The organism is Vibrio sp. ED004 (genome assembly GCF_023206395.1).
GTDB lineage: Bacteria > Pseudomonadota > Gammaproteobacteria > Enterobacterales > Vibrionaceae > Vibrio.
In genome coordinates this window covers 1,485,826-1,509,356 of record NZ_CP066150.1, presented here as the reverse complement: position 1 = coordinate 1,509,356, position 23,531 = coordinate 1,485,826, and the positions used below count along the sequence as shown (strand labels likewise).

Sequence of the window (23,531 nt, the reverse complement as noted above, 5' to 3'; positions counted from 1 at the left end):
GTCCTATTTGCTTGTGTCTAACTGGCTAGTTGGAGCACTAAGCGCCTGTAATTGGATATTTTGTAGTACTGAATCCAGCTCTTGTTGGCTGGTGATGCCCACGCCTACCTGTGAAACTGCTAGAGCAGATAGGGCGGTTGCGAATTTAATAAGTTCTGGTTTTGGCATCTGTTGCATGTGACCCCAACATAGGCCAGCAACTAAGGTGTCGCCTGCGCCTACTGTGCTCACCACTTGCATACGCGGCGGTTGAGCATGTAACCATTCACCTTGGTTTAGCCACATCACGCCTTCTGCGCCAAGTGACACCACGATGTTATCGATGCCTTTTTCACTTAGGGCTTGGCCTGCGTGTTGGCATTGGTCACGAGTTGTCAGTTCTGCATTGAACAGCTGAGACAGCTCTTCATCGTTTGGCTTGATCAACCAAGGTTGTGCATTGATACCTGCTTTTAGTGCGTCACGGCTGCTGTCGAACAACACCTTTTTACCTAGGTCACGCAAGCGTTGTACCCAAGAAGCGCAAAGCTCTGGCGATACGCCTTGTGGCAAGCTGCCTGCAATCACGAAGTATTCGTGGTCTTTAGCTAGTTCTAGCAAGGTTTCTTCAAACGCTTTAACAGCGTCAGCATCAACAGGAACACCTGGGAAGTTGATGTCGCTAACTTGGCCTGAGTTTTCTACCAATTTCACGTTTATACGAGTTGCGCCATCAACACGGATGAAACGGTCAGTTGCGCCCATCTGTTCAAACAGTTGGCAGAATGCTTCTTCGTTATTGCGACCAAGGAAGCCTGTTACGGTCACTTTAGCGCCAAGTTCTGAAAGTACTTTTGCTACGTTTACGCCTTTGCCTGCTGCATGCAGAGAGCCTTTGTTTACTAGGCTAACTGAACCTACATTGAGTGCGTCGATAGCACCTGTCAGGTCTAGGGCAGGGTTAAGCGTAACGGTAACGGCTTTGATTTGTTTATCAGGCATATCGATTCCTTAACCTTCACCAAGGCCTGAAGCGATAGCTTTACCAATCGATTCAAGTGCTTGTGCTGCATCGTCACCTTCAGCAACAAACTGAAGTTGGTGGCCGTGTTTAACGCCAAGTGCGATGACTTTCATCAAGCTCTTCGCGTTCACTTCTTTTCCGTCACCATCTAGGTTTGAAACGCGGATTGTTGATTCGAATTTCTTCGCTTCAGCAACCAACATTGCGCCCGGGCGAGCGTGTAGGCCGTGTGCGTTTTTAATTTTGAATACTGCGCAGTTGTCATCGTCTTGAGAGGCTGTAGAAACCGCTTCACCTTTTAGAAGACCAATCACTTGTGCGATGTCAGCCGTTAACAGTTGTTGCTGTTTACCTTCGAAAACCATCTTGCTTAGGTTTGCCAGAATAGATTGGTGTGCGCTGTTGCAAGCGGCGAAAGCGACCAATGCTTTCACTGGTGTGCCTTCGTACTCACAGTGGTTTGCTGTTGAAACAAACGATACGCCAGTGCGAGTTACGCCTTTATCACTGCCCAACAACCACAGGCCTTGGCCTAGGTGAGTCGGTGTTTTTGTTACTAGGTCAGCAACGAATGCGTTGTCTGTGCAACCTGTGTTCTTAAGTAGGCCGCCCGCAACAGCTGACATTTGAACCATGTCGCTTGCAGGGAATAGTAGCTGAACTAAAGAAGCGTCTAGGTCGGCTTCTAGCTGAACTTCGCCATTAAGTAGGGCGATGATTTCGTCTTCTGATTTCGCTTGCTTTAATTTCTCTTCAACACCGTCTGCCGCTAGCACTTTCGTTAGCTGCTTAAGAATGCCTAAGTGCTCGTCAGATTTCGCTGCAATACCAATTGCTACGTAAACACGGTTGCCGTCTGCCCAATCAATGCCTTCTGGGAAGTGGTGAACCGCTACGCCTGTCTCTTTTACTAGGCCACGCGTGTCAGTGGTACCGTGAGGAATCGCGATGCCGTTACCTAGGAACGTTGAGTTCTGGTTTTCACGGTTCAGCATCCCTTCAACGTAGCCAGAGTCAACTAAGCCTTTCGCGGTTAGGTCGCCAGCAATGTTCTGGATAGCTTTGAATTTGTCATCGGCCGTTTGACCAAGAGTGATGTCAGATTTTGATAATTTAAGCATGGTGCCTCTTTAGCGTATCGCTTGAGAATTTGTGTATCGCTACGATTCAGTCTAGAGCAAGATTCATGGAGCTTAATTCTTTGCTTGCTCTTTGCTTTATGTTTGCTGAATCGGTTCAGCATTCAGTGTAAAAAAATTCAGCAAAGCCGATTTTGGTTTTCAAAATAGTTTTGCTGCGTGTCGTAATTTCACTTTCGTTCATAACGAGAAGTTGAATCACAACAAATGACGCTCAATCCATACAAAAGGATGATTGAAGTCACTTTTCAGATTTTGCTGAATCCTTTCAGCTTTTATACTGAATCGATTCAGCATATAATTCAACTAATCCAAGGATCAGAAGATTGGTTATATGATCCTACGCACAAAATACAGGTCACCCATATGACACTAGATGAAATTGCCAAACTAGCCGGTGTGTCGAAAACCACAGCCAGTTATGTGATTAATGGCAAGGCGCAGAAATACAGAATCAGTGAGAAGACGCAGCAAAAAGTAATGGCGGTGGTAGAGGAGTATAACTACCGTCCAGACCATGCTGCTTCGTCGCTGCGTGCTGGTAATAGCCGTTCATTTGGTTTGATTATTCCTGATCTGGAAAACAGCAGTTACGCGCGTTTAGCAAAACTGATAGAGCAGAACTCACGTAAAGTGGGCTATCAAATCCTGATTGGGTGCTCTGATGATGATGCTGAAACCGAACGTAAAGTAGCGGAAGCTTTGGTGAGCCGTCGTATTGATGCTTTGTTGGTGGCGAGCTCAATGCCAGACGCTAACGAGTTTTACTTGAAGCTGCAAAACTCGGGTACACCTGTGATTGCGATTGACCGTCCGTTAGATGATGAACACTTCGCTTGCGTGATCAGTGAAGATTTCGAAGCCGCGTTTGAACTGACTCATTCGATTCTTGATGACAGCATTCATAGTGTTGGCTTGATAGGCGCACTGCCTGATTTAAATATCTCACGCGAACGTCAGCTAGGTTTTGAAGCGGCAAATAAAGCGCATACTCAACAAACCGGGCTAAAAGAAAATAAGCCTATGGTTGTGGGTTATGGCGAGCACTTTGATCGTGAATCAGGTCGAGAAGTGTTTGAAGAGTGGATTGCTAAAGGCACAGTGCCCGATGCGATTGTGACTATGTCTTACACCTTGCTAGAAGGTGTATTGGATGTGATGGTTGAAAAGCCAGAGCTGATCAATCAAGTGAAACTGGCAACCTTTGGTGATAACCGCTTATTGGATTTCTTACCTTTCAAAGTCCATTCACTGCCGCAGCAATTCGAAGTGATTGCCGATAGTGCTTTTGCTTTGGCATTAAATGCGTCGGCTAAGCGTTACCAAGCCGGAATTGAGCTTGTGCCAAGAAGCTTAGTCAAACGAGGCTAGCATTCATTTAACAGTTAGTCAGAGCTTAACGGCTAGCTTTTGTTTAGTCGTTAGCCAGAGCTTAACCGTTAACTAGAACCAAGCAATAAGCCCATTTCTACAATGGCAACAATGCCGAGCAACAAAGCCAACACTTTCCAAAACTGGATAGGGTTTCGGTTTATCAAAGGTTGTTTGGCTTTGCTTTTCACCAAGCTTTGGTTTGGTGTGTAAAGGTCTGCCACAAAATCCCCCAACACTTGATGGCGCTCGCTTGGCGATTCCGCGCAGGCTTTTTGTAATACCAAATCCACCCAAGCCGGTATATCAGCACGCTTTTGTGTGAGTGGTTGGTATTCCCACTGATGATGACGAGATTGCTTGAGCGATTGTGCAGTCATTTCAGAGTAGGGCAATGTACCTGTCAGCATCTCATAGCCGATCACTGCGATAGAGAACAGATCCGAGCTTGTGGTGGCCGTGTTGTGCTTAATGGTTTCCGGTGCGATGTAATTCACCGCGCCCAGTGGTGTCGAGTCTTGTTCTGTTTGTTCTCCCTCTTCAATACCTCTCACTAAAACTGCACCAAGGTCGATGATTTTGATCTCACCATCACGTTGAAGCATGATGTTTTCAGGCTTCAAGTCTCGGTGCACCATATCTGCACGTTGTAATACGCGAATGCCCTGTGTGATCTTTTCTAATATCTCGCGCACTTCATTGAGTGACGGTTTTGGATTGTCGTACATCCATTGTCTCAGGGTGATGCCTTCTACCCACTCACAGATTTGATATAAGAATTGCGAGTTCTCTGGCGTCGGGTGAACCTTCATTACTCTCTTATTTTTTAACAAGATCCCCGCCCATTGTTCATTAAAGAAGGCACGAAGTTGCGAAGGGCTATCGTGATACTGAACGGAAGGGACTTTCAGCACGAACTCGGTTTGGGTTTCTTTCTGCATCACACGATACACATGGCTTCTAGAGCCTGCATATAACACTTCAAGGACCATAAAGTTGTCGATGCTTTGGCCAAGTTTTAGCGCTGGTGGAATCGCGCGTTTAGCCAGCTTTTCATGGAATTCAATGAGCGAAGGTTTAGGCAGATGACTGACTTGCACAATCAAGCAGCTCACGTTGTCTGAGCTATTGTGGCTTAAAGCAGTGTTACAGATGGTTTGTGCTGCGTATTCGAAATCCGCTCCAGGCTTATTGACGTGTTCCTTGAAGGTGTTGGGGGAGACAAACTCATGCACCCCATCAGATGTCAGGATAAAGCAGTCGTTTTTCTTGATAGGCAGGGTTTGATAGTCAACGTTGAGTTGGTTGTCCATGCCTAAGGCACGTGTTAGATAATGCTTCTGCCCCATATTTTTACGCGTGTGATCGCGTGTCAGTTGGCGTAATTCTCCATCTCTTAATAAGTAGATACGGCTGTCGCCAACGTGGAATATATGTGCGGTGTTCGATTTAAGTATCACGCTGCTGAACGTCGAAACGAGGGCATTGTGGTTCACTTGTTGGGCGGGATGAATATTAGAAACAGACGTGTTGAAGAGCCAAGAATTGAGTGAAGTTAAGACTTTCTGTGCCGAGCGTTGAATGCTCCAGCTTTGGGGGGTGGCGTAATAGTCGTCGATAAACTGCATCACGCTGGTGTGACTGGCTTTCTGGCCATGCTCACTGCAACTTGCGCCGTCTGCTATGCAGGCAACACTGCCTTTCAACTCTTGTTCCGCGCGAGTTCTGGGGTGTTTTACAATGATGGCATCTTGGTTTTCATCACGTACGCCTTGATTCGAATAACCACCAAACTTAAGCGTTAACTGGTTGTTTGATTCTGGCGCGATGATTTGCCCTTGGCTGAATGAAATTGTCATAACTGGTCTTCTTCTTAACTGCTCTTCTTAACTGCTCTTCTTTCTGCTTCCTTGACAGAACATCCTCGGAAGAACAAAAGCTCTAGTGAACGTAGAGCCTCTGAACGAAGCACCAAAGCGGTGATACCAACCTTGGTGCTTCTCCCGATTCAATGAGTGGTTAGCTCGATACGTTAATCAAGGTCACGCTACCGTCGTCATTCACTTCAGCAATTTGGCCGTTAGGCTCTTCCATGAACATCAGCGTAACGAAGCCGAGTACCGCTGTTCCCGCAATTACTAAGAAGAAGGTTTGGTAACTTACGAATGACAGCACGGTTAGGTAAACTACCGCACCCACGTTACCGTAAGCACCCGTCATACCTGCAATCTGACCTGTCATACGACGCTTGATTAGAGGTACCGTTGCGAATACTGCACCTTCACCCGCTTGTACGAAGAAAGAACACGCCATCGCCGCGACAACCGCTAGCCATACAGGCCATGTGCTGTCAACTTGACCCATTGCGAAGTAACCCACAGCAAGACCAATCGTTAGAATAAGCAGTGTTGGTTTACGACCGAATTTATCTGAAATCCAACCACCACCTGGGCGAGACATTAGGTTCATAAAGGCATAAGCTGACGCAACCATACCAGCAAGAACTGGTGTTAATTCAAAGGTTTCAGAGAAGAACAGAGGCAACATAGAAACTACCGCTAGCTCAGAACCAAATGTCGCGAAGTACAATACGTTAAGTACCGCAACTTGCTTGAATTTGTACTGGTGAATCTCTGGCACTTCTTCTTTAAATACGTTCTTGTTTACTTTCCAAACTTGCGACACTTCGTACACGTAAAGCGCAGCCAAACCTGCATACACAGAGTAAACTGCCATGTCAGACAACATGTTGATGTTGCTTGGTGATAGCTTCCAAGTCAGTAGTGCTAAAGCGGCATACATTGGGATCTTCATAATAAGTAGGAAGAAAAAGTCACCCTTTGATGTCACTTCCATCGCCGTTACTTGAGCAGGCTTGAAGTAAGTCGAACCTTTTGGTGTATCTGACACGTTTTTGTAGAAGATAAACGAGAACGCTAAGCTCATTGCGCCAGTAATACCGACCGCATAACGCCAGCCGTCTTCACCACCAAAAGCTAGAGCGAGAGTTGGAAGCGTGAATGCTGCAGCTGCTGAACCGAAGTTACCCCAGCCACCATAAATGCCTTCAGCTGTACCCAATTCATTGTGTGGGAACCACTCAGACACAAGACGAATACCAACCACGAAACCAGCACCGATGAAACCTAATAGGAAACGTGCAATCGCCGCTTGAATGAAAGAGTCTGCCAGAGCAAACATAAAACAAGGGATAGAACAGACCGCGAGTAGTGAAGAGTAGACCAACCTTGGGCCGTATCTGTCGGTTAGCATGCCTATTGCGACACGTGCCGGAATGGTTAAGGCAACGTTGAGAATAAGGAGTGTTTTGATCTCTTCAGTGGAAAGACCAAGCGAGGTTTTTACCATTTGCAGTAGTGGAGCAAAGTTGAACCATACAACAAAGGTGATAAAAAATGCCATCCAACTTAGGTGTAAGGTTTTCATCTTACCCGTAAATGAAAGCAGCGAAAATTTTGTGTTATCCATGGTTTAAATCCTTTAAATCTGGAAAATTACCCGGTTTTAGCTCGTGCGTTACTTCCGAAATTCGAACGCATTCATGTGGCTAAACCCTATGCCGAAATTGCTCACGCTTTAAAGCGTTTGCAGGATGATGTCGGCTGTTTATTAACTGGCGATAGCAAGAGGTGCGAGAACTTGTACATGTTCACCTTGCTTGCGAACTTCAAATTTCATGAGCTTGAGTTCTGGTTGTTCAAGGCACGCGCCAGTTTCTAAGTGGAAATGCTGCTTGTATAAGGGTGAGGCTACGTAAGGCTCACCGCTTAATGAACCAATTATACCACGTGACATCACATTCGCTTTGCCGATAGGGTCGTAATTAGAGAGCCCATAAAGCGTGTCGCTGCGCTTGCAGTAAAAAATAGCCACTTGGTTATCGTCTACTTTGGCGCAAATCCCCCCATTTGGGGTTAAGTCCCGGGTGCTACATACGGTTGTCCAATTTTCCATGACTTTCTCCTAGTCTAAAATTGAGTTTTTTATTTTTTTATTGGTGAACCTGATGAAATTTATGAAACCTCAGTCACTTCGATTTGGTCTGCTTTAGCGAGCTTTTCATCGCGTTTTGAATTCGAAGCATCACTCAAGCTCGGCTTAGGAAAACGTTGCTCTCGCTCTTTGATGAAAGAGAGACTAGTGTCCATTTCTTCACTGTTGATGTAGTGCTGGAAGCGCTTCATCTTCTCAGGGTTTTCAATGGTAGTTTTCCATTCACACTGGTACTTCTCGATATTGAGTGCGATGTCAGCTTCGAGTTCTTCAGCTACGTTGAGCTTGTCTTCAATCACGACTTGCTTGAGGTATTCAATGCCGCCTTCGAGGTTCTCCATCCATACCGATGTACGCTGTAGGCGGTCTGCGGTACGGGTGTAGAACATCAAAACGCGGTCGATGTATTTAAGGAGGGTGGTTTCGTCTAAATCAGTGGCGAATAGGTCACCATGGCGAGGGCGCATACCACCGTTACCACAGATGTAGAGGTTCCAACCTTTGTCGGTAGCGATAATGCCAAAGTCTTTTGATTGGGCTTCTGCACATTCACGAGTACAGCCTGAAACCGCAAACTTAATCTTGTGTGGTGAACGCAGGCCTTTGTAGCGGTTTTCAAGTCGAATCGCTAAGCCGACACTGTCGTCGACACCGTATCGACACCAAGTGCTACCGACACACGATTTCACGGTACGAACCGATTTACCGTAGGCGTGGCCCGTTTCAAAACCTGCGTCAATCAGCTTTTTCCAGATGATAGGCAGTTCGTTAAGCTGTGCGCCAAACAAGTCGACACGTTGGCCACCTGTGATTTTGGTATACAGGTCGAACTCTTTAGCGACTTCGCCAAGCACGATCAATTTATCTGGTGTGATTTCACCGCCAGCAATACGTGGAACCACAGAGTAGGTGCCGTCTTTTTGCATGTTGCCAAGATAGATGTCGTTGGTGTCTTGTAGCTCGATATGTTGATCTTCAAGGATGTAATCGTTCCAGTACGAAGCCAGAATCGAACCGACAGCGGGTTTACACACGGTGCAGCCTAATCCGTTTCCATGAGAATCTAACAGCTCATCGAAGGTTTTGATTTTGTTGACGCGGATGATGTCAGTCAGCTCTTGGCGAGAGTAAGCAAAGTGCTCACAGATATCGTTAGAGACTTCCACACCTAGGTTACTCAGTTCGCTATCGAGAACTTGTTTAGCAAGGGCAGAACAACCACCACAACCTGTTGAAGCGTTGGTGGTTTCTTTTAGAGCCGCCATAGTGGTGCAGCCAGCAGATACTGCGTCTTTAATGTCGCCTTTGGTCACATCAAAACATGAACAGATCACAGCGCTATCAGGCAGAGCTTCAACACCCATAGCGGAACCAGAATCATCGGCCACGTTAGGTAAAATCAGCACGGATGGGTTTTCAGGAAGGGGAATATCGTTTTGCTTGATTTGCAGTAGCGAGCCGTAGGCTTCTGCGTCACCGACCAGTACTGCACCAACAATCTTTGTGCCGTCAGCCGAAATGATCAGGCGCTTATAAACTTGTTCAATTTCATCGTTGTAGGTATACGATTGAGCGCCTTCCGTCTTGCCGTGTACTTCGCCAATACTGGCAACATCGACGCCAAGCAGCTTGAGCTTAGTGCTCATGTCAGCGCCCGTGAATGCAGCGTCGTCAGTACCATCAGAGACAATATGCGAAGCTGCAATTTTTGCCATCGAATAACCGGGAGCGACTAAGCCAAAAATCTTGTTATCCCAAAGTGCACATTCACCAATGGCATAGACGTTGTCGATATTGGTTTGGCAGTGATTGTTGATCACGATACCGCCACGTTCGCCAATCTCGACATCAGAGCTTCTTGCTAGTTCATCTTGAGGGCGAATACCGGCAGAGAATACGATCATATCGGTTTCTAAATGGGTGCCGTCTGCGAAGTTCATGCGGTAGCGAGCGTTTTCACCGTCGATTATTTCCGAGGTCGCTTTCTCGGTATGAACTTGCACACCAAGGTCTTCAATTTTTCTGCGCAGTAGGGCACCGCCACCGTCATCCAATTGAACGGCCATTAGGCGAGGCGCGAATTCAACCACATGGGTTTCTAAGCCCAGGTTTTTGACTGCGTTTGCGGCTTCTAAGCCCAGCAGACCACCACCAATCACCACGCCAGATTTGCTGCCTTTGCTTGAAAGCTCGATGGCGTCTAAGTCTTCGATGGTGCGATAAACGTGACAGTGTTCTTGGTCGTTACCGGGAATAGGGGGAACAAAAGGGAAAGAGCCCGTCGCCAAGATTAGCTTATCGTAACTTTCAACATGACCACTTTCAGTGATGACTTGTTGATTGGCGGTGTCTAGCTTGGCAACCTTTTGGTTCAACAAGTAGTTCACGCCGTTGCTTTGGTAATATTCTTCACTGGTCAATGACAGGTCATCAGCGCTTTGACCATTAAAGTAAGCCGTCAGCTGAACACGGTCGTAGGCCAGCCTTGGTTCTTCGCTAAAAGTAATAACATCAAACTCATCACTCTCTGATTGCAGGATGTTGTCGATAAATTTGTGTCCAACCATGCCGTTACCAACAACGACGATTTTCTTCTTGCTCATAGTCCATTCCTTATTCTCGGCGTCACCATCACTAGCATCTAATTTCTAGTAATTAGCAGATGAATACCGGGTTGAGATTCCACTCAATTCATAATTATCAAGAAAAACAAAAATGTTTTTTCTAAGTCTTGGTTTTTAGTGGAGCAAGGAGGATGCCAGATTACGGTTCGTTCATTTAAATAAAAATTAACTTTTAATTTTCAGTGGTTTAAAAAGTAGGGGTAGCACGCAATTACCCCTAAAGTGGTATGTAAATTTTTTGTTAGATTTATAGAAATGGGCGTTTGTGGTGCAACTTTCTGCAAGATGGTGCAAAAATTAAGTTTCTATCCTGGCTAAGTCCTGATTGGTTCATTGTTGATATTTGTGTTTTTATTAAGCTATTGTTTTTAAATGAAAATATTTCAAATCTATCGGCTGTTATTAAGTGGCGTGTTATTTGCTTGGTTTAAGTTATTACAATTATTGATAATTGAGCGAGAAACGGATGACCGATTCAAACAACGGCTGGATAAAATCAACCTGTGCTTATTGTGGTGTAGGTTGTGGTATAGAAGCGAGACCGACATCGCTAGGAAAACTAGAAGTGCGTGGTGATAAAGATCATCCATCAAACTATGGGAAGCTATGCACTAAAGGGGTTGCGCTCGGCGACACCGTCACGCCTTTAGGTCGTCTTACACAGCCTGCTTATATTCAGAATAAACAAAAACAAGAGTTAGATTGGAACAGTGCCACTCAGTTGGTCGCAGATGAATTCAATCAAGCCATCGAAGAGTTTGGGTCCGATTCGGTTGCGTTCTATGTGTCTGGTCAACTGCTTACCGAAGACTATTATGTTGCCAATAAACTGATGAAAGGCTTCATTGGTAGTGGCAACATCGACAGTAATTCTAGGTTATGTATGGCTTCAACCGTGGTCGGACATAAGCGAGCATTTGGCGCAGACACAGTACCGGTTTGCTACGAAGATCTCGAACAAGCCGATTTAGTCGTGATTACAGGCTCCAACCTAGCATGGTGTCACCCGGTACTTTTCCAAAGATTAAGAGCCGCTAAACAAACCAACCCTGCATTGAAAGTTATCGTCATCGACCCGCGTTATACCGACACCTGTGAAATTGCAGACATTCACTTGGCATTGGAATCTGGCTCAGACGTCGCACTATTCAATGGTCTCTTGGGTTACCTCGACGATAACGACAAGCTAGATTCAGACTACATAGAAAACCACACTCAAGGCTTTACTGAATCGATTCGATCTGCGACTCAATACCGTTATACCGAATCAAGTTGGGGCGACAAAAACGTTCCTGAGCTCACAGGGTTAACAGAGCAGCAGCTAAAACAGTTCTACAGTTTGTTTGCATCGAACGAGAAGGTGCTGACCATTTACTCTCAAGGCGTGAACCAATCGACACAAGGGTGCGATAAGGTAAACGCCATTATTAACTGCCATTTAGCCACCGGTAAAATCGGTAAGACGGGCATGGGGCCATTTTCTGTAACGGGTCAGCCAAATGCGATGGGCGGACGTGAGGTGGGCGGTTTAGCTAATACTTTAGCGGCGCACTTTGAATTTGGTGACCCGCAATCACACCAAACCGTCAGCGAGTTCTGGCAAACCGACACCTTAGCCACACATGCAGGTTTAAAAGCGATTGACCTGTTCGATGCTATGAATGAAGGCAAAATCAAAGCGGTGTGGATCATGGCGACCAACCCAGTAGTGAGCTTGCCTGACAGCGAAAAGATCAAAGCGGCATTAGAGAAGTGCCCATTTGTGGTGGTGTCTGATTGTATTGCCGATACGGAAACCACTCGCTTGGCTGATGTGGTACTGCCCGCGCAAGGGTGGAGCGAGAAGTCGGGCACCGTGACTAACTCTGAGCGCCGCATCTCACGTCAGCGCCGTATATTACCAAGCCCAGGAGAGGCCAAACCTGATTGGTGGATATTAAAAGAAGTCGCGCAAAAAATGGGATTCAATGAACAGTTTGATTACCGCCACGAAGGAGAGATCTTCAAAGAGTATTGCGAGATGACAGCACTCGGCAATGAAACAGGTAAAACGCGCGACTTGTGCTTAATTGGACTCACGCAACTGGATGAGAAAGGCTATGGCGAACTCACTCCGCAGCAATGGCCGGTATTAGAGTATCAACCAGAGATCATTGAGCAGCGCATGTTCACCAATGGCGAGTTCTTTACTGAATCAGGCAAAGCGCAGTTTATCGCAGTTGAGCACGACAAGCCGATTGCCGATACCAGCCTTGAATTCCCACTAATCATGAACACAGGTCGAATCCGAGACCAATGGCACACCATGAGCCGCACAGGCTTAGCGGCAGGCTTGGGTGAACACACGCCAGAGCCTTTTGTTGCCATGCACCCAGATACGGTTTCAGAACTGAACTTGGATGAATTCGGGCTAGATGCCTTCAACCACGCCACCATTAATCCAGTGGTGAAAGTGCGCAGCGCACAAGGGGAGTGCCAAGCCCGCTTAGTGGTGACCAAAGAGATGCGCCGCGAACAAGTCTTCATGCCTATCCATTGGAATGCCCCGACCGCCAAAGACAGTAAACCATGTGACCTGATCCTACCTCATACCGATGCAGCCTCTGGTCAGCCAGAATTCAAACACACACCTGTAGTGGTTGAGCCGTGTGGCTATCGCAGCGAAGCTGCATTGGTCAGTGACAAAGTGATGGATTGCAGCGGCTTTGATTATTGGGTGCGCCAAAGAGTCGAGGGCGGCTTTCTGTATCGTATCTCATCGTCCAAGAACCCAATGGAGTTGGTAATTCAGCTTGCCAATACCCTTGATGCCTTGCCAGAACCTAACGCGGAGGCAATCAAATCACTTCATTACCACGGCAATAAATCCTTCAAGAACTACGGCTCTGCAAAGCTGGGACAGTCTGGCGTAAAGCAAGCCTTCGTGGTGAACAGTAAGCTCGATAACGAAAGCATCGACTGGCTGGTGGAATGCTTAACCCGAGAAGCCGATGAAGAGTTCGAAGCCGAGTTTTTGAGTACTATGGCAAAGTAGCTGACTACCTCTAACCTATTCATACTTAAAATTAAGCGCCGACAATTGAGTCGGCGTTTTTGTTTTTAAGTATGTAATACCGATTGATTAAATGACAAGTTTCACATATCATTTTACGAATTGGTATGGTGTTCCATAATTTTCTAGGTAGAGGTAAATTGATGTCTAAATTGGCCATTTCTAAATTCTTTGAACAAAAACTGGAGGCTCCGCTTCACAACACCGTGTGGTCTTGGGGAAGTGAGAACGCCAAAGGGATTTACCTACGCGCATGGAACCGCACTAAAATCGGTGAGAAGTTTGATATTGCCAACAGTGGTATGGAAACAGACAACGATGGTAGAACCCGAGCGGGTGGAGTAGAGCGCGCAAAACACGTAAAAGCGATTGCTCAAGGCAAGCCGGGTTACATTGTCGCCATTGAGGGATACGTTGATGACGCAGGCAAATCTCACATTGTCGACTACAACGATAAAGCGGTATTTCGCATCCTATCTCTCACTGTGAACGAGCAAGGCAAAACGCTAGCCGAAGTTGATTACGATAACCCAATACTCATTGAAGCGATTGGTGAAGAGACCGACGTAGTCGCGATTATGGAAAGCCTAGAAGACAAACCCAAAACCCTTGCTACATTAGCCAAGGCTGAAAAGCTCGGTTGGCAAATCACAGGAATGAACGACCAAGGCGTAACCATTCTACTCAAAGGCAAGAAAACCGGCCTTATCTCATATACTGGCGAATTCAGCGCTGCTTAGGAGTGACTATGTATAACCAAGGCGACCTGTGCCCACACTGCGGCTTAATCATCATGTTACCTACAGATCTAGAACCAAAATGCTTAGGCTGCGGGGAAGAAATCAACCAAGAAGATGACGACTAACTCACACATTGGGTCAATTTCTACATTTTGCCGAGACTATATGGAATTTTTCTGCTTTTTGTCATGTTTGAGAGAGAAGTAAGCAAGTAAAGTGCTGTTATTAAATGGGTTATTAGACAGATCCTGAACGGTGTAGATTATTAGACAGAATTGTTTCAGGGACAAAATGCAGAATTATTCTGTCTAATATAGCTGTTATACCGCAATCAATCATCTAACCTTTTCATAGCTTTACGGTAAACATCGCTACGTTCGCGTTTTCCGACTGCTAAGACGGTTACAATGATGACATCGTCTTCAACTTTGTAGACGAGACGGTAGCCCGATTGGCGAAGCTTAATCTTATACATGTTGTCAGCTCCAGAGAGTTTTGAAGCCGGAACATGCGGGTTATCTAAGCGCTCGATTAGCTTTTTCTTAAATTGTTGTTGAAGCGTTGAGCCAAGCTTTTTCCACTCTTTGAGTGCGCTCTTTTTAAAGTCGAGTTTATAGGTCATCAATATTTACCGAAATGCTCTCTTCAGATTCACGCTCTTTCGCAATAGTTAGTAGTTCAAGATCTTCGAGTCTGTCCATCATCATTTCGTACGCTTCGGCTGGTACGCAATAAAATGCTGGCTCATTTCGGTTCAGTACAGCAACAGGTTCACCGTAAGCACTAGTTGCAACTTTCATAGGGTTAGCTTTCAACTCAGTAATGCTTGCAGCAACATCGGCTAAAATTCTAGTGGTCATATAATAGGTCTCTTAAGTGGTCTTTGTTTTGGTCATTTTAGCCTCAACCAAGCGGTATAACAAATAAGGATTAAGGTGTTGCGCAGCCAACACTAAATCCCGAGTGTTGAACAAGCCCGAAGCCACTTTATTAAGTAAATTGTACGATGAGTATGAAGGGCAAATCGCTTTGAGGCTTTTCTCAAGGCGAGCGAGGCCAAGATAAGGTTGCGATAGCAATCATATCAACCAGTTAGCTATTTTTCGTTTCTTTCGTCGTTACATCTCCTTTGTTTTCGTTGATGCCATTATCCTTATTATCAAATGCCTTTCGGCTAGATGGGTCGACTTACTCCAACACACGCCATCTGATGCTGACAGCAAGGGCATACTCGTATTGCTTTGGTTCTTATCGGTGCGGTTAGCGGCGGCATTATATAGAGCAAGTTCAATAACAACAGTTGAATGCGGGCTCTTAAGGCGTGTGCTTGACCACGTAAAAACCGTAATCTCGTACTCGCTGCAACCCTTTGGGCAGCGCGTGCTGCAAAATGAGCAGTAAGAACTTCAGAGTGGGCAAGGTGCGCGTTCGCCATGCATTGGTCTGGCTCTCTTTATAGCGGAAGGTGACAGTATCATCGGTGATACTGATGATGTCTTCATCAGGCAGCACGCCGCGATAGAGGTAGCGAGCCAAATAGTTGAGTGCAGCCTGACCGTATCCCACTTGTCTGCAATCGACCACCCATTGTTTGGGTATGCCACTCGGCAGCCACAGCGTTGGGTGTTGATTAATGGTCTCTAGCATTCTTGCTCGCCATACTTTGGCCAAAGCAAACGCGTTGAAGAGGTAATGCTTGTTGCCTTTGTGCCACGTTTGCCTTGATGCGTCGTATTGGCCTGCCGCCACGATAATGTGCAGATGTGGGTGTAAGTTTCGTTGTCGGCTGTGAGTATGCAACACGGCAGTGAATCCCATTTCACCTTGCTGCTGCCTGTTGGCAAAATCCTTTAATACCCCTGATGCCACCTTAAACATACCGCTATATATCGCTTTAGGTTGATGTCTTGCTAAGACCCTTAGTTGATACGGCAAAGTGAAGGTCACCATGAAATAGTGAACAGGTAACCGCTTTTGCTGCTGACGTTGAAGCCAATCAGTGGTGGTACGTTGTTGGCACTGAGGGCAATGACGATGACCACAAGAAAGCGGTAATCGGTCATTGTGATGACAGTGACTGCAGAACCATTGTGAGCGACCTTGTTGTTCTGTTTTACAACGGAGCATCGCCCCAATGGCTCGATGCATATCGCCATTCATCTGCGCATAATAGTGACGTTTAAGCGCAGAGTGATGTTGGCGAAGCAGTTCAATAAAGGTACTCATGTAATGCTCCACGTTAAGTCTAGAGCATCAGTTAAATGATTGATGGCCATCGCAGCATCGTGTTGTTTTAGCGTAGTCATTCGGGTGTAACGAGCAGTGGTATTAAGGCTTGCATGACCCAGTAGCGTTTGTAGTGAACGCAGGTCTACCCCTTGCTCAAGTAAGTGCGTAGCGAAGCAATGTCTAAGTGAGTGGGGGCTGGCGTGTTTTTGGATTCCGCACTCTTTGAGTACAAGTTTCATGGTTTTTGAATACCGCCACGATCCATGGGGTGTCGCGACATGTACCAAGGCCAGGAAATAAGTAATAAGGTGCTTATGGGTAAGCCAATGCACGCGAAGAGCTTTAAGCGTTCGCAGCGGAAGCGGCACCATTCGGTCTTTTCCGCCTTTTCCTTCGCGTATGTGAACGCGCATTGTTTGGCTGTCGATATCGTGAACCGTGAGGTTCAATCCTTCACCAAGGCGCAACCCCATGCTGTACAGAGTAAGAAAAAAACACTTGATAACGTGTCTGTCGAGTGTGGCTAATCAGCGAGCTGACTTGTTGCGGTGTCAGTATGTCGGGCAGTCGTTTTACTTGTGGCGGCTTGACGATATTGAGCCATTCCCACTGTTTATCGAGCGTGTAACGATAGAAAAACTGCAAGCCATTACGATCGAGTTTTATGGTGCTCCACGAGTGGGTTTGAATAAGAGACGCGAAGAAGTGTTTGAGGTCAGAGGTCGTTAATGTATCAGGGGCTCGGTCGAAATGAGCGGTGATCCGACGAACCGCACGGGAATAGGCATCAATGGTCGCGGGTCGTTTACCTTGCAGCTTTAGGTTGGTAAGGTGTTGTTCATAAAGGGTGTTGTAGCGTTTTAAGTCATCGGGTTTCATGGGGTTACTCCTGTGAACGACCATCAGGGTGATGGTGTTACAAGAGTATGGTTTGCACTCGTTTTACTCTGCCGCGTAGCGGCTTCGTTCAACAAAGCATTTAAGAGTGATTCCTAACGCTTGGCATTTTTGCTTCGTCTTTGGGTTCAGTGTTTACAGTGGTATAGTTGAGTTTCGTGGTCGCGTTACTCACACCTTAATGTGGCTACATGGATTCCCCGGGTTGTCAAACATCCGCTAAACTTATGTTGATGGGTTTTGGACTGCCGCTCTACATTCGGCCTACTTATCAACGATTCGCATACGTCGTGGCCCTGATGACTTTACGCGACTGCGGTGCCTTATTCGTTAGATGACATCTAGTGTGTCCGCCGCATTAACAGGCTCTCCGCAAGTGGTCTTAACCTATCTCCATCATTAGCGTCTGCAATGACCCGGTGGGTTTAACTCTTTATGCTGCTTAGGTTTCTACTTAAGCAGCATAGTTTTCATATTCGGTTTGATTGTGTAAAAGCGACCATATAATTCGTGCGTTCTTCGCGGCAAGTGCCACTATCGCTCGGTTCATTCCTCTTCGTTCTAAAACGCCTCGACACCACTGACTTAGCTTATCTTGCTTGTCGCCAAGGTTGGCAATCACGGTTCTTGCGCCGTGAACTAATAGTTTTCGTAAGTATTTGTCGCCGTGTTTGGTTATCCGGCCTAAGCGAGGCTTTCCTCCTGTCGAATATTGCTTTGGTACTAAGCCTAGCCAAGCAGAGAAATCGCGACTTTTATCAAATTGAGAGCCATTACCTATCGAAGCAAGTATCGCTGTTGCAGTTTGCGGCCCGATACCTCGAACCTTCATTACTCGTTGAACATTAGCGCTGACCTTAGCAAAAGAATCGAAGACTTGCTCAGTATCGGCGATACGTTGATTCAATTCTCCAAGGTGGTACAAGCATCAGCAATCACTGTTCTTGCCTAATAATGTGCACCACCACACGCTTCAACGCCTATACGCATGAGTGACATATTTGCTATTTTAGTCAGTAGCTTAGAGTGAGTTACCGACTTATGAAGTATGACCTTACCATTTTGGTCTACGGCATGAAGACTAAAGTGGTTTTTGGCTAGGTCGATACTGCAGAAATAAGAATAATCAGACATGGTGCCTCCGATGCATTTAAGTACCACATAAGTGTGGCAGATCCTCGGGAGGGGGAATCCATGTCATTCGTTAGGTTTATAAATTGGAGTAATGATGGAATCCATAACAAAAACAATAATTTTCATTGGACTACTGTGTGCTTTAAGCGGTTGTGGAGTCAGTACCAAAGTTAAAAAGTCCCCGTACAGTTTAGATTTTTTTAACAGTAGTTTTTATCGTGGTTACACTGTTTTGGTAGAAGAACAAAGTTGCATTAACGCTATTGAGTATTTTAGAACAGGTCTCGATAACTACGAATATGTAGAAATATCGACGCTATATTATGATTACTGCATCGAATCAGATGAATCAGAAGTCAGTAATTATTTTGTATCCAGTTTAAGTATACTGAATGGAGATAGTGATAATTGGCGTAGCAATGGCTTATCTGATGATGAATTTACGTGGATAAATAGCATGTCGGAGCAAGGTGGTACAGTAGAGCAATTTGCCATCGGAAAAATGTATTTAAATGGATACATTTTAGAAAAGAATAAAGAAAATGCATTGTACTTTATAGCTTTGTCTGCGATAGGTGGATATGGTCGGGCGCAAATGGAATTAGCTATGATACTGATGGAAATTGGAGAGCAGCAGAATGCTCTTCTTTGGTTAGAGGAAGCATCTAAAAGTGGCTATCCTAGAGCCAAAGAAATGTTGGAAGGCATGAGGTTGATATTATAAACCATACAAACGCTTTAAGACGGACTCACAACGCTCGGCGGTTTTGGTTTGAATCGGCTTTTGTGTTTACGGTGTAATAATTTGGTGTCGTGGTAGCGTTGCTCACCACTTAAGCGGGCGCTATATGCTTCAAGGAAGATGATGAAAAAAATAGTACTTTCAATATGTTGCTTAATGGCGTCCAGTCAGGCTAATGCCGACGTCAAGGTAGATTTTCCCTTCCAGAAAAAGTTTGAAGTGTATGAGGTTAGCGGGAATAGTGTTGAAGAAATTGAACGCTCATTTAACGCTAGACCTGAGTTTCTCGTAAATGAAGGCTTTGACGGGTACACCGCGTGGAAATATGACTTCAATACGAATGATGAAACTTGTGAAATTAATGAATTTAAGCTGAAAGTTACTTATACACTTCCGAAGTTCGAAATGTCTAAGACTTCAGTTGAATCAGCGGAGGAGTTTCGCCCATATCTAGAAAAGCTCTATCGACATGAGCAGATTCATTGTGCTCTTGCAGTTAAGTCGATGCATGAAATTTATTTAGCTTTCAAAGGTGGGCAGCGCGGAGGGTGCAGTAGTGCTAATGATAGAGTCACTGAACTTGAAAGTTACTTAGTGGAAAGTAATGCGCTGTTTGACGTTTATACATCGCATGGAGAAATTGAATTAGCAGAGTCTCCATTTGGTGAGGAGCCTTACTTAAAAATATGCGAAATACCTTTCGTGCCAATGTCACCACGCATGTAACAAAGCGTTCATGACAGATTCCCAAAGCTCGGCATTTTCAGTTTGGGTTAGCTTTAGTGTTTAAGGTGGCAAGGTTTTTGGTCAGGTGGTCGCGTTGTTCACCACTTAATGCGTTATGGCACAGGGCTAAATTCAGCTAAGGGAACTAGATGAATGAAAAAGTGAAAGTAGCCTTGAAGTGGCTGAAAGAATTCTTGGATGCAGAATGCATTGAGTACCAAATTGTAGGTGGACTGGCTGCAACTATTCATGGTGGCAGTCGTGAAATTGCAGATATTGACCTTTATATCCACAACTCTGACGCAAGCAAGATACTGGTTCACGTATCTCAATTTATATCTAAACCGTTAACTCGTTATACTGAGTACGGTTGGGATCTAGAGTATTTTCAGTTGGTTTATCAAAATCAAAAAATTGAAATCGGTTTATCTCAAAATACAAAGATACAATCGGCTTTAGACGGTTCATGGTACCAGCTTGAAATTGATTATTCAGCGTCAGTTGAAAAAGACTATCAAGGTATTATATTGCCAGTAATCCCTGTTCGTCACTTAGTCGAGTACCAGCAAATCTTGGGTAGGGAAGTCGATCTAATTGACATACAAGAACTAACGTCGAGTTCAGCGCCATAACAAACGTTTAAGAATCAAGATAACCAAAGAGGGCGCCAATAACGGCGCCCTTTGTGTTAGTTGGAAACGCTGTAAGTGTCGTAGTCACGCAGTAAGAAGATTGCGATACAAGCTGCGAGCATTGGCCAAGAGGCGAAGAATAGTAGGTTATTGAACGGGTCCATGTATTTTCCAAAAGAAGAAAAGGTTGAGCCTGCATGAAGGACTAAAATGGCACCATAGGTGTATTTTTTCCACATACCTACGACGAATGCGCCTAAAAACCCGAGCTGCGCGACACCCATAGCCATCATCGCATTATTCGAGATGTCGATGCCGTAAAAGCCAGACAGCACTTTTACAGCGTGTTCAGGCACTAAAATCTTATCTAAGCCCCAGAACAAGAAGACGATAAAAATGCCGATTCTCAGCAGCAGTAGGCTGGTCGCAAGTTTGGTTTGAAGTGTCTTTTCCATGATATTCCTTTTGTGCACTCAAGATGCGATGAAGTTAAATGTCCATCAAAGGAGACCCATGGCCGTTGGTTTTTCTTTCGCGGTTTTTCAACGCCTTATGTAACAAGGAGTGTCTGGTTGAATAGCTTGTGATTGATCGTCTAAATGGCGGCTTGCGTATGGCTTGTTTGCTAAAAGAAGGTTGGTGTTGATGCCCCTTACGTACTTAACCCGTGCGATTAGGCAGTCGCGGAGCATAAGCCATCATCATGCGCTGAGCTTGATGCTCATTTACTAAGATGCGGTTGATGAGTTTTTGCAGTTGTTCGATGTCTGGCAGTTGCTGATGCCTTACTTGTTTCTCAAGGGTAAGGGCTTGGTGAGAGAGCATTTTCAAGCCAAGGTTCAAAGACATCCCTTTAATGGAATGCAGGGTTTGCCTTAGTGACTTGATGTTATGTTGCATGTAGTACTCGATGAGTTGGTCTATCGACTTCTCAAGCTCTCTGGATGTGGATTCTAGCAGTATGAGTAACTCATGGTGGTTCTCTTTGAACGATTGAATGACTTCAGATTGGCTAATCTCTTCTTCAATCAGGCTCAGCTTTTCAATCGGTTCACGGTGAAGCTCTATCACGTTGCTGGTTAGGTCGATGGTTTTATCGCTGTTGGCTTGCTTTGGAAGGCGTGATGAGAACTGCTGCAATGCATCGAAGAAGCTTTCTTGCTGTAGAGGCTTAGTTAAAACGTGGTCTGCGCCTGCTTCAATAAAGCTGTCATGTGCCTCACGGAACACATCCGCAGTATACGCAAAGATCAACGTTTCTAAACCAAGTTGTTGTCTAATAAACAGTGTTGCCTCAATCCCGTTCATTTCAGGCATGTGGTTATCCATTAAGATCAGATCATACTTAGCCGTTTTGAGGTATTCCGTTGCGATTCGTCCGTTTTCAGCTAACTCGACATGGTAGCCGAGGTTTTCACAAAAGCCTTTTGCCACAATCGCGTTGATTCGGTTGTCTTCCACCAGAAGCGCATTCAATGGCGTATTGAACGGCTCTGCTGTGCTCAGTAGGTTGGGGGGTATATCGGTTGCTTGGCGTTCTTGCCACATGATAGGAAGCGATACTTTGAATTTAGTGCCCAGCCCAACAGCGCTGTTGAGTGTTATTTTTCCTTCCATCAATTCAACAAGCTTCTTAACAATCGCAAGGCCAAGCCCTGTGCCGCCAAACTTTCTGGTGGTTGATGCGTCTGCTTGCTCGAATGAGTTAAAGATGTGCTGATGCTTATCTTGTGGAATGCCGACGCCAGTATCCGTGACTGTCAGTAATAGTTCGTTCATGGGTTGGTTAAGCTCGGCTTGAATCAACACATGGCCTTCGTTGGTGAACTTGGTTGCGTTACCGCCTAGGTTAAACAAGATTTGTCGTAACCTTGCACAATCACCAACGATGTCGATGTTGTTAGGCACCTCGTTCTCGACAATCAAGCGGATACTTTTCTCATCGGCCATGGGTTTGATAGCGCTACAAACCGGTTTAATGACTTGTTCAAAGTTAAACGGCGCTATGTCCAATTCAAGCTTGTTCTCTTCAACTTTAGAGAAGTCTAGGATGTCATTGAGTATGGTCATGAGGTGCTGACCCGAATCTAGGATGACATTGATGTTCTCTTTGGTGGATGGCTCTTTGGTTTGGGAAGCTATGATTTGCGAGATACCGAGCACGCCATTCATCGGGGTACGTATTTCGTGGCTCATGGTTGAAAGAAACTCGCTTTTTGCCTTGGCTGCGGCTTCGGCTTTTTTACGTTCCGCGATCAGTTCCTGATTGGATGCTTCCATCTGGCTGTTACTTCTTACTAGGTTGGTCGCCATTTTGTGGAAGCTGTGGGTCAGCTGAGCCACCTCGTCTTTACCTTTCATTGAAGGATTACGTTCTAAGGTTGAAGCGACTTGTTTCAAATGACCTGCCGACACTTGGTTTGCAGCATTGAGAAGTAGGTGAATACGTTTATTGATTCTGTTTGACGACCATGCCACAACAAGCAGCGAAATAAACGTTGAAAATAGTGTTCCAAGAAATAGTACATAGGTGGTTTGGCTTGCGGAGTTTTCGGACTTTTCGACTCGAATCTGAATGAGTTTCTGTTCAATTTCTATGAATACGGCTATTTCGCTGCGAATCTCATCAATGATTTTCTTTCCGGTTTGTTTCTGAGTTAGCTCGATAACATTCTGCATTGTGGTGTAGCCATTACCGACGAGGCTACGTTGAGCGATTTCTTTTTCTCCGGCTTCTGCTAGCCATGCTTCGTGAAGATCATCTATACGCTTTAGTCGTTCAACTTGGGGTGGGTTATCACTGACTTGGTCACTCAAGGTACTGATTTTTTGATTCCACACATCAAGTGCAAGATCGTAAGGTTCTAGGAAGACAGGATCACCGGTAATCAGGTATCCACGTTGGCCTGTTTCCATATCAATCGCTAGGTTAAGGAGTTCTTGAGCGCGAGCAATGGCCTTGTGGGTGTGAACCACCCAATGGTTATCTTCGACGATGGACTGCGTGTTTTGATGGACAGAAAACGAGACGAGAACCATTAACGCAATAGGGGTGGAAAAACTGACTAATAACTTCCATTGTAGGGATATATCATCAAACCAACTCGCAAACATAAAGACACGCATTCCACACACTAAAAACCTATTGTTAGTGTAGGTTAGATTGTTGGGTGTACAAATGCATAGTGTGTGGTTGGGTATAGTAGTTAACGAAAAGTAGAGCTAGGG

The 23,531-nt window shown here is 45.4% G+C and carries 18 protein-coding genes and 2 pseudogenes; 6 read left to right on the top strand and 14 right to left on the bottom strand.

Going from position 1 to position 23,531, the window contains the following annotated elements; all coding sequences use genetic code 11:
• Positions 1 to 3: 3 nt before the first annotated feature.
• Both pfkB and fruB read right to left on the bottom strand, forming a co-directional pair.
• A complete protein-coding gene (gene pfkB / locus ITG10_RS24100) occupies positions 4 to 981 on the bottom strand; it encodes a 1-phosphofructokinase (RefSeq protein ID WP_017632323.1) in 978 nt (325 codons plus the stop codon).
• Between the two features lie 9 nt (positions 982 to 990).
• Positions 991 to 2,124, bottom strand: coding sequence for a fused PTS fructose transporter subunit IIA/HPr protein (fruB, locus tag ITG10_RS24095; protein ID WP_136996423.1), 1,134 nt, complete (start codon positions 2,122 to 2,124; stop codon positions 991 to 993).
• Between the two features lie 384 nt (positions 2,125 to 2,508).
• Here fruB and cra point away from each other — a divergent pair, with 384 nt between their 5' ends.
• Complete coding sequence (gene cra / locus ITG10_RS24090) at positions 2,509 to 3,513, top strand: catabolite repressor/activator (RefSeq protein WP_017632324.1); 1,005 nt, start codon at positions 2,509 to 2,511, stop codon at positions 3,511 to 3,513.
• A 68-nt stretch (positions 3,514 to 3,581) separates the two neighbouring features.
• Here cra and ITG10_RS24085 read toward each other — a convergent pair whose 3' ends face one another.
• From ITG10_RS24085 to nirB, 4 genes are all read right to left on the bottom strand, one after another.
• Positions 3,582 to 5,372 carry a bifunctional protein-serine/threonine kinase/phosphatase gene (locus tag ITG10_RS24085; protein ID WP_017632325.1) on the bottom strand — a complete coding sequence of 597 codons (1,791 nt, stop codon included), beginning with the start codon at positions 5,370 to 5,372 and terminating at the stop codon, positions 3,582 to 3,584.
• A gap of 160 nt (positions 5,373 to 5,532) precedes the next feature.
• On the bottom strand, positions 5,533 to 7,002 hold the full coding sequence (locus ITG10_RS24080; RefSeq protein WP_017632326.1) for a NarK family nitrate/nitrite MFS transporter: 1,470 nt from the start codon (positions 7,000 to 7,002) through the stop codon (positions 5,533 to 5,535).
• 141 nt (positions 7,003 to 7,143) lie between these two features.
• Positions 7,144 to 7,488, bottom strand: coding sequence for a nitrite reductase small subunit NirD (nirD, locus tag ITG10_RS24075; RefSeq protein WP_102315612.1), 345 nt, complete (start codon positions 7,486 to 7,488; stop codon positions 7,144 to 7,146).
• Between the two features lie 59 nt (positions 7,489 to 7,547).
• Positions 7,548 to 10,130: a nitrite reductase large subunit NirB gene (nirB, locus tag ITG10_RS24070; RefSeq protein ID WP_017632328.1), complete on the bottom strand. Its 2,583-nt coding sequence runs from the start codon at positions 10,128 to 10,130 to the stop codon at positions 7,548 to 7,550.
• Positions 10,131 to 10,602: 472 nt separating this feature from the next.
• On the opposite strand from nirB, the gene ITG10_RS24065 reads away from it, so the two are divergent.
• Complete coding sequence (locus ITG10_RS24065; RefSeq protein WP_128644419.1) at positions 10,603 to 13,185, top strand: nitrate reductase; 2,583 nt, start codon at positions 10,603 to 10,605, stop codon at positions 13,183 to 13,185.
• A gap of 161 nt (positions 13,186 to 13,346) precedes the next feature.
• On the top strand, positions 13,347 to 13,943 hold the full coding sequence (locus ITG10_RS24060) for a cell division protein FtsQ (protein WP_128815226.1): 597 nt from the start codon (positions 13,347 to 13,349) through the stop codon (positions 13,941 to 13,943).
• 331 nt (positions 13,944 to 14,274) lie between these two features.
• Here the strand turns inward: ITG10_RS24060 and ITG10_RS24055 are convergent, their stop codons facing one another.
• The 6 genes and pseudogenes from ITG10_RS24055 to ITG10_RS24030 form a co-directional block, all read right to left on the bottom strand.
• A complete protein-coding gene (locus ITG10_RS24055) occupies positions 14,275 to 14,565 on the bottom strand; it encodes a type II toxin-antitoxin system RelE/ParE family toxin (RefSeq protein WP_005377002.1) in 291 nt (96 codons plus the stop codon).
• Complete coding sequence (locus tag ITG10_RS24050) at positions 14,555 to 14,803, bottom strand: type II toxin-antitoxin system Phd/YefM family antitoxin (RefSeq protein ID WP_004730320.1); 249 nt, start codon at positions 14,801 to 14,803, stop codon at positions 14,555 to 14,557. Before ITG10_RS24050 ends, ITG10_RS24055 begins: the two co-directional genes overlap by 11 nt.
• Before the next feature lie 314 nt (positions 14,804 to 15,117).
• Positions 15,118 to 16,169, bottom strand: a pseudogene (locus tag ITG10_RS24045) (transposase).
• The gene (locus ITG10_RS24040; protein WP_248386969.1) at positions 16,166 to 16,645 is read right to left on the bottom strand and encodes a tyrosine-type recombinase/integrase; all 480 of its coding nucleotides are present in this window, start codon (positions 16,643 to 16,645) and stop codon (positions 16,166 to 16,168) included. The pseudogene ITG10_RS24045 and the gene ITG10_RS24040 overlap by 4 nt, the downstream one beginning before the upstream one ends.
• Entirely contained in the window at positions 16,626 to 17,051 is a 426-nt protein-coding gene (locus tag ITG10_RS24035) for a site-specific integrase (protein WP_248386968.1), read from the bottom strand. The genes ITG10_RS24040 and ITG10_RS24035 overlap by 20 nt, the downstream gene beginning before the upstream one ends.
• Positions 17,052 to 17,523: 472 nt before the next feature.
• Positions 17,524 to 18,203, bottom strand: a pseudogene (locus tag ITG10_RS24030) (IS110 family transposase).
• 94 nt (positions 18,204 to 18,297) lie between these two features.
• Here ITG10_RS24030 and ITG10_RS24025 point away from each other — a divergent pair.
• The 3 genes from ITG10_RS24025 (at position 18,298) to ITG10_RS24015 (ending at position 20,303) form a co-directional block, all read left to right on the top strand.
• Entirely contained in the window at positions 18,298 to 18,927 is a 630-nt protein-coding gene (locus tag ITG10_RS24025) for a hypothetical protein (protein ID WP_017632997.1), read from the top strand.
• Positions 18,928 to 19,068: 141 nt separating this feature from the next.
• A complete protein-coding gene (locus tag ITG10_RS24020) occupies positions 19,069 to 19,671 on the top strand; it encodes a DUF922 domain-containing protein (protein WP_017632996.1) in 603 nt (200 codons plus the stop codon).
• Between the two features lie 149 nt (positions 19,672 to 19,820).
• Positions 19,821 to 20,303: a hypothetical protein gene (locus ITG10_RS24015; RefSeq protein ID WP_017632995.1), complete on the top strand. Its 483-nt coding sequence runs from the start codon at positions 19,821 to 19,823 to the stop codon at positions 20,301 to 20,303.
• Positions 20,304 to 20,359: 56 nt separating this feature from the next.
• Here ITG10_RS24015 and ITG10_RS24010 read toward each other — a convergent pair whose 3' ends face one another.
• The gene (locus ITG10_RS24010; RefSeq protein WP_248386967.1) at positions 20,360 to 20,758 is read right to left on the bottom strand and encodes a hypothetical protein; all 399 of its coding nucleotides are present in this window, start codon (positions 20,756 to 20,758) and stop codon (positions 20,360 to 20,362) included.
• A 205-nt stretch (positions 20,759 to 20,963) separates the two neighbouring features.
• Positions 20,964 to 23,417 (bottom strand): CHASE3 domain-containing protein, encoded by a 2,454-nt coding sequence (locus tag ITG10_RS24005; protein WP_026084440.1) that lies wholly within the window; start codon positions 23,415 to 23,417, stop codon positions 20,964 to 20,966.
• Positions 23,418 to 23,531: the final 114 nt, after the last annotated feature.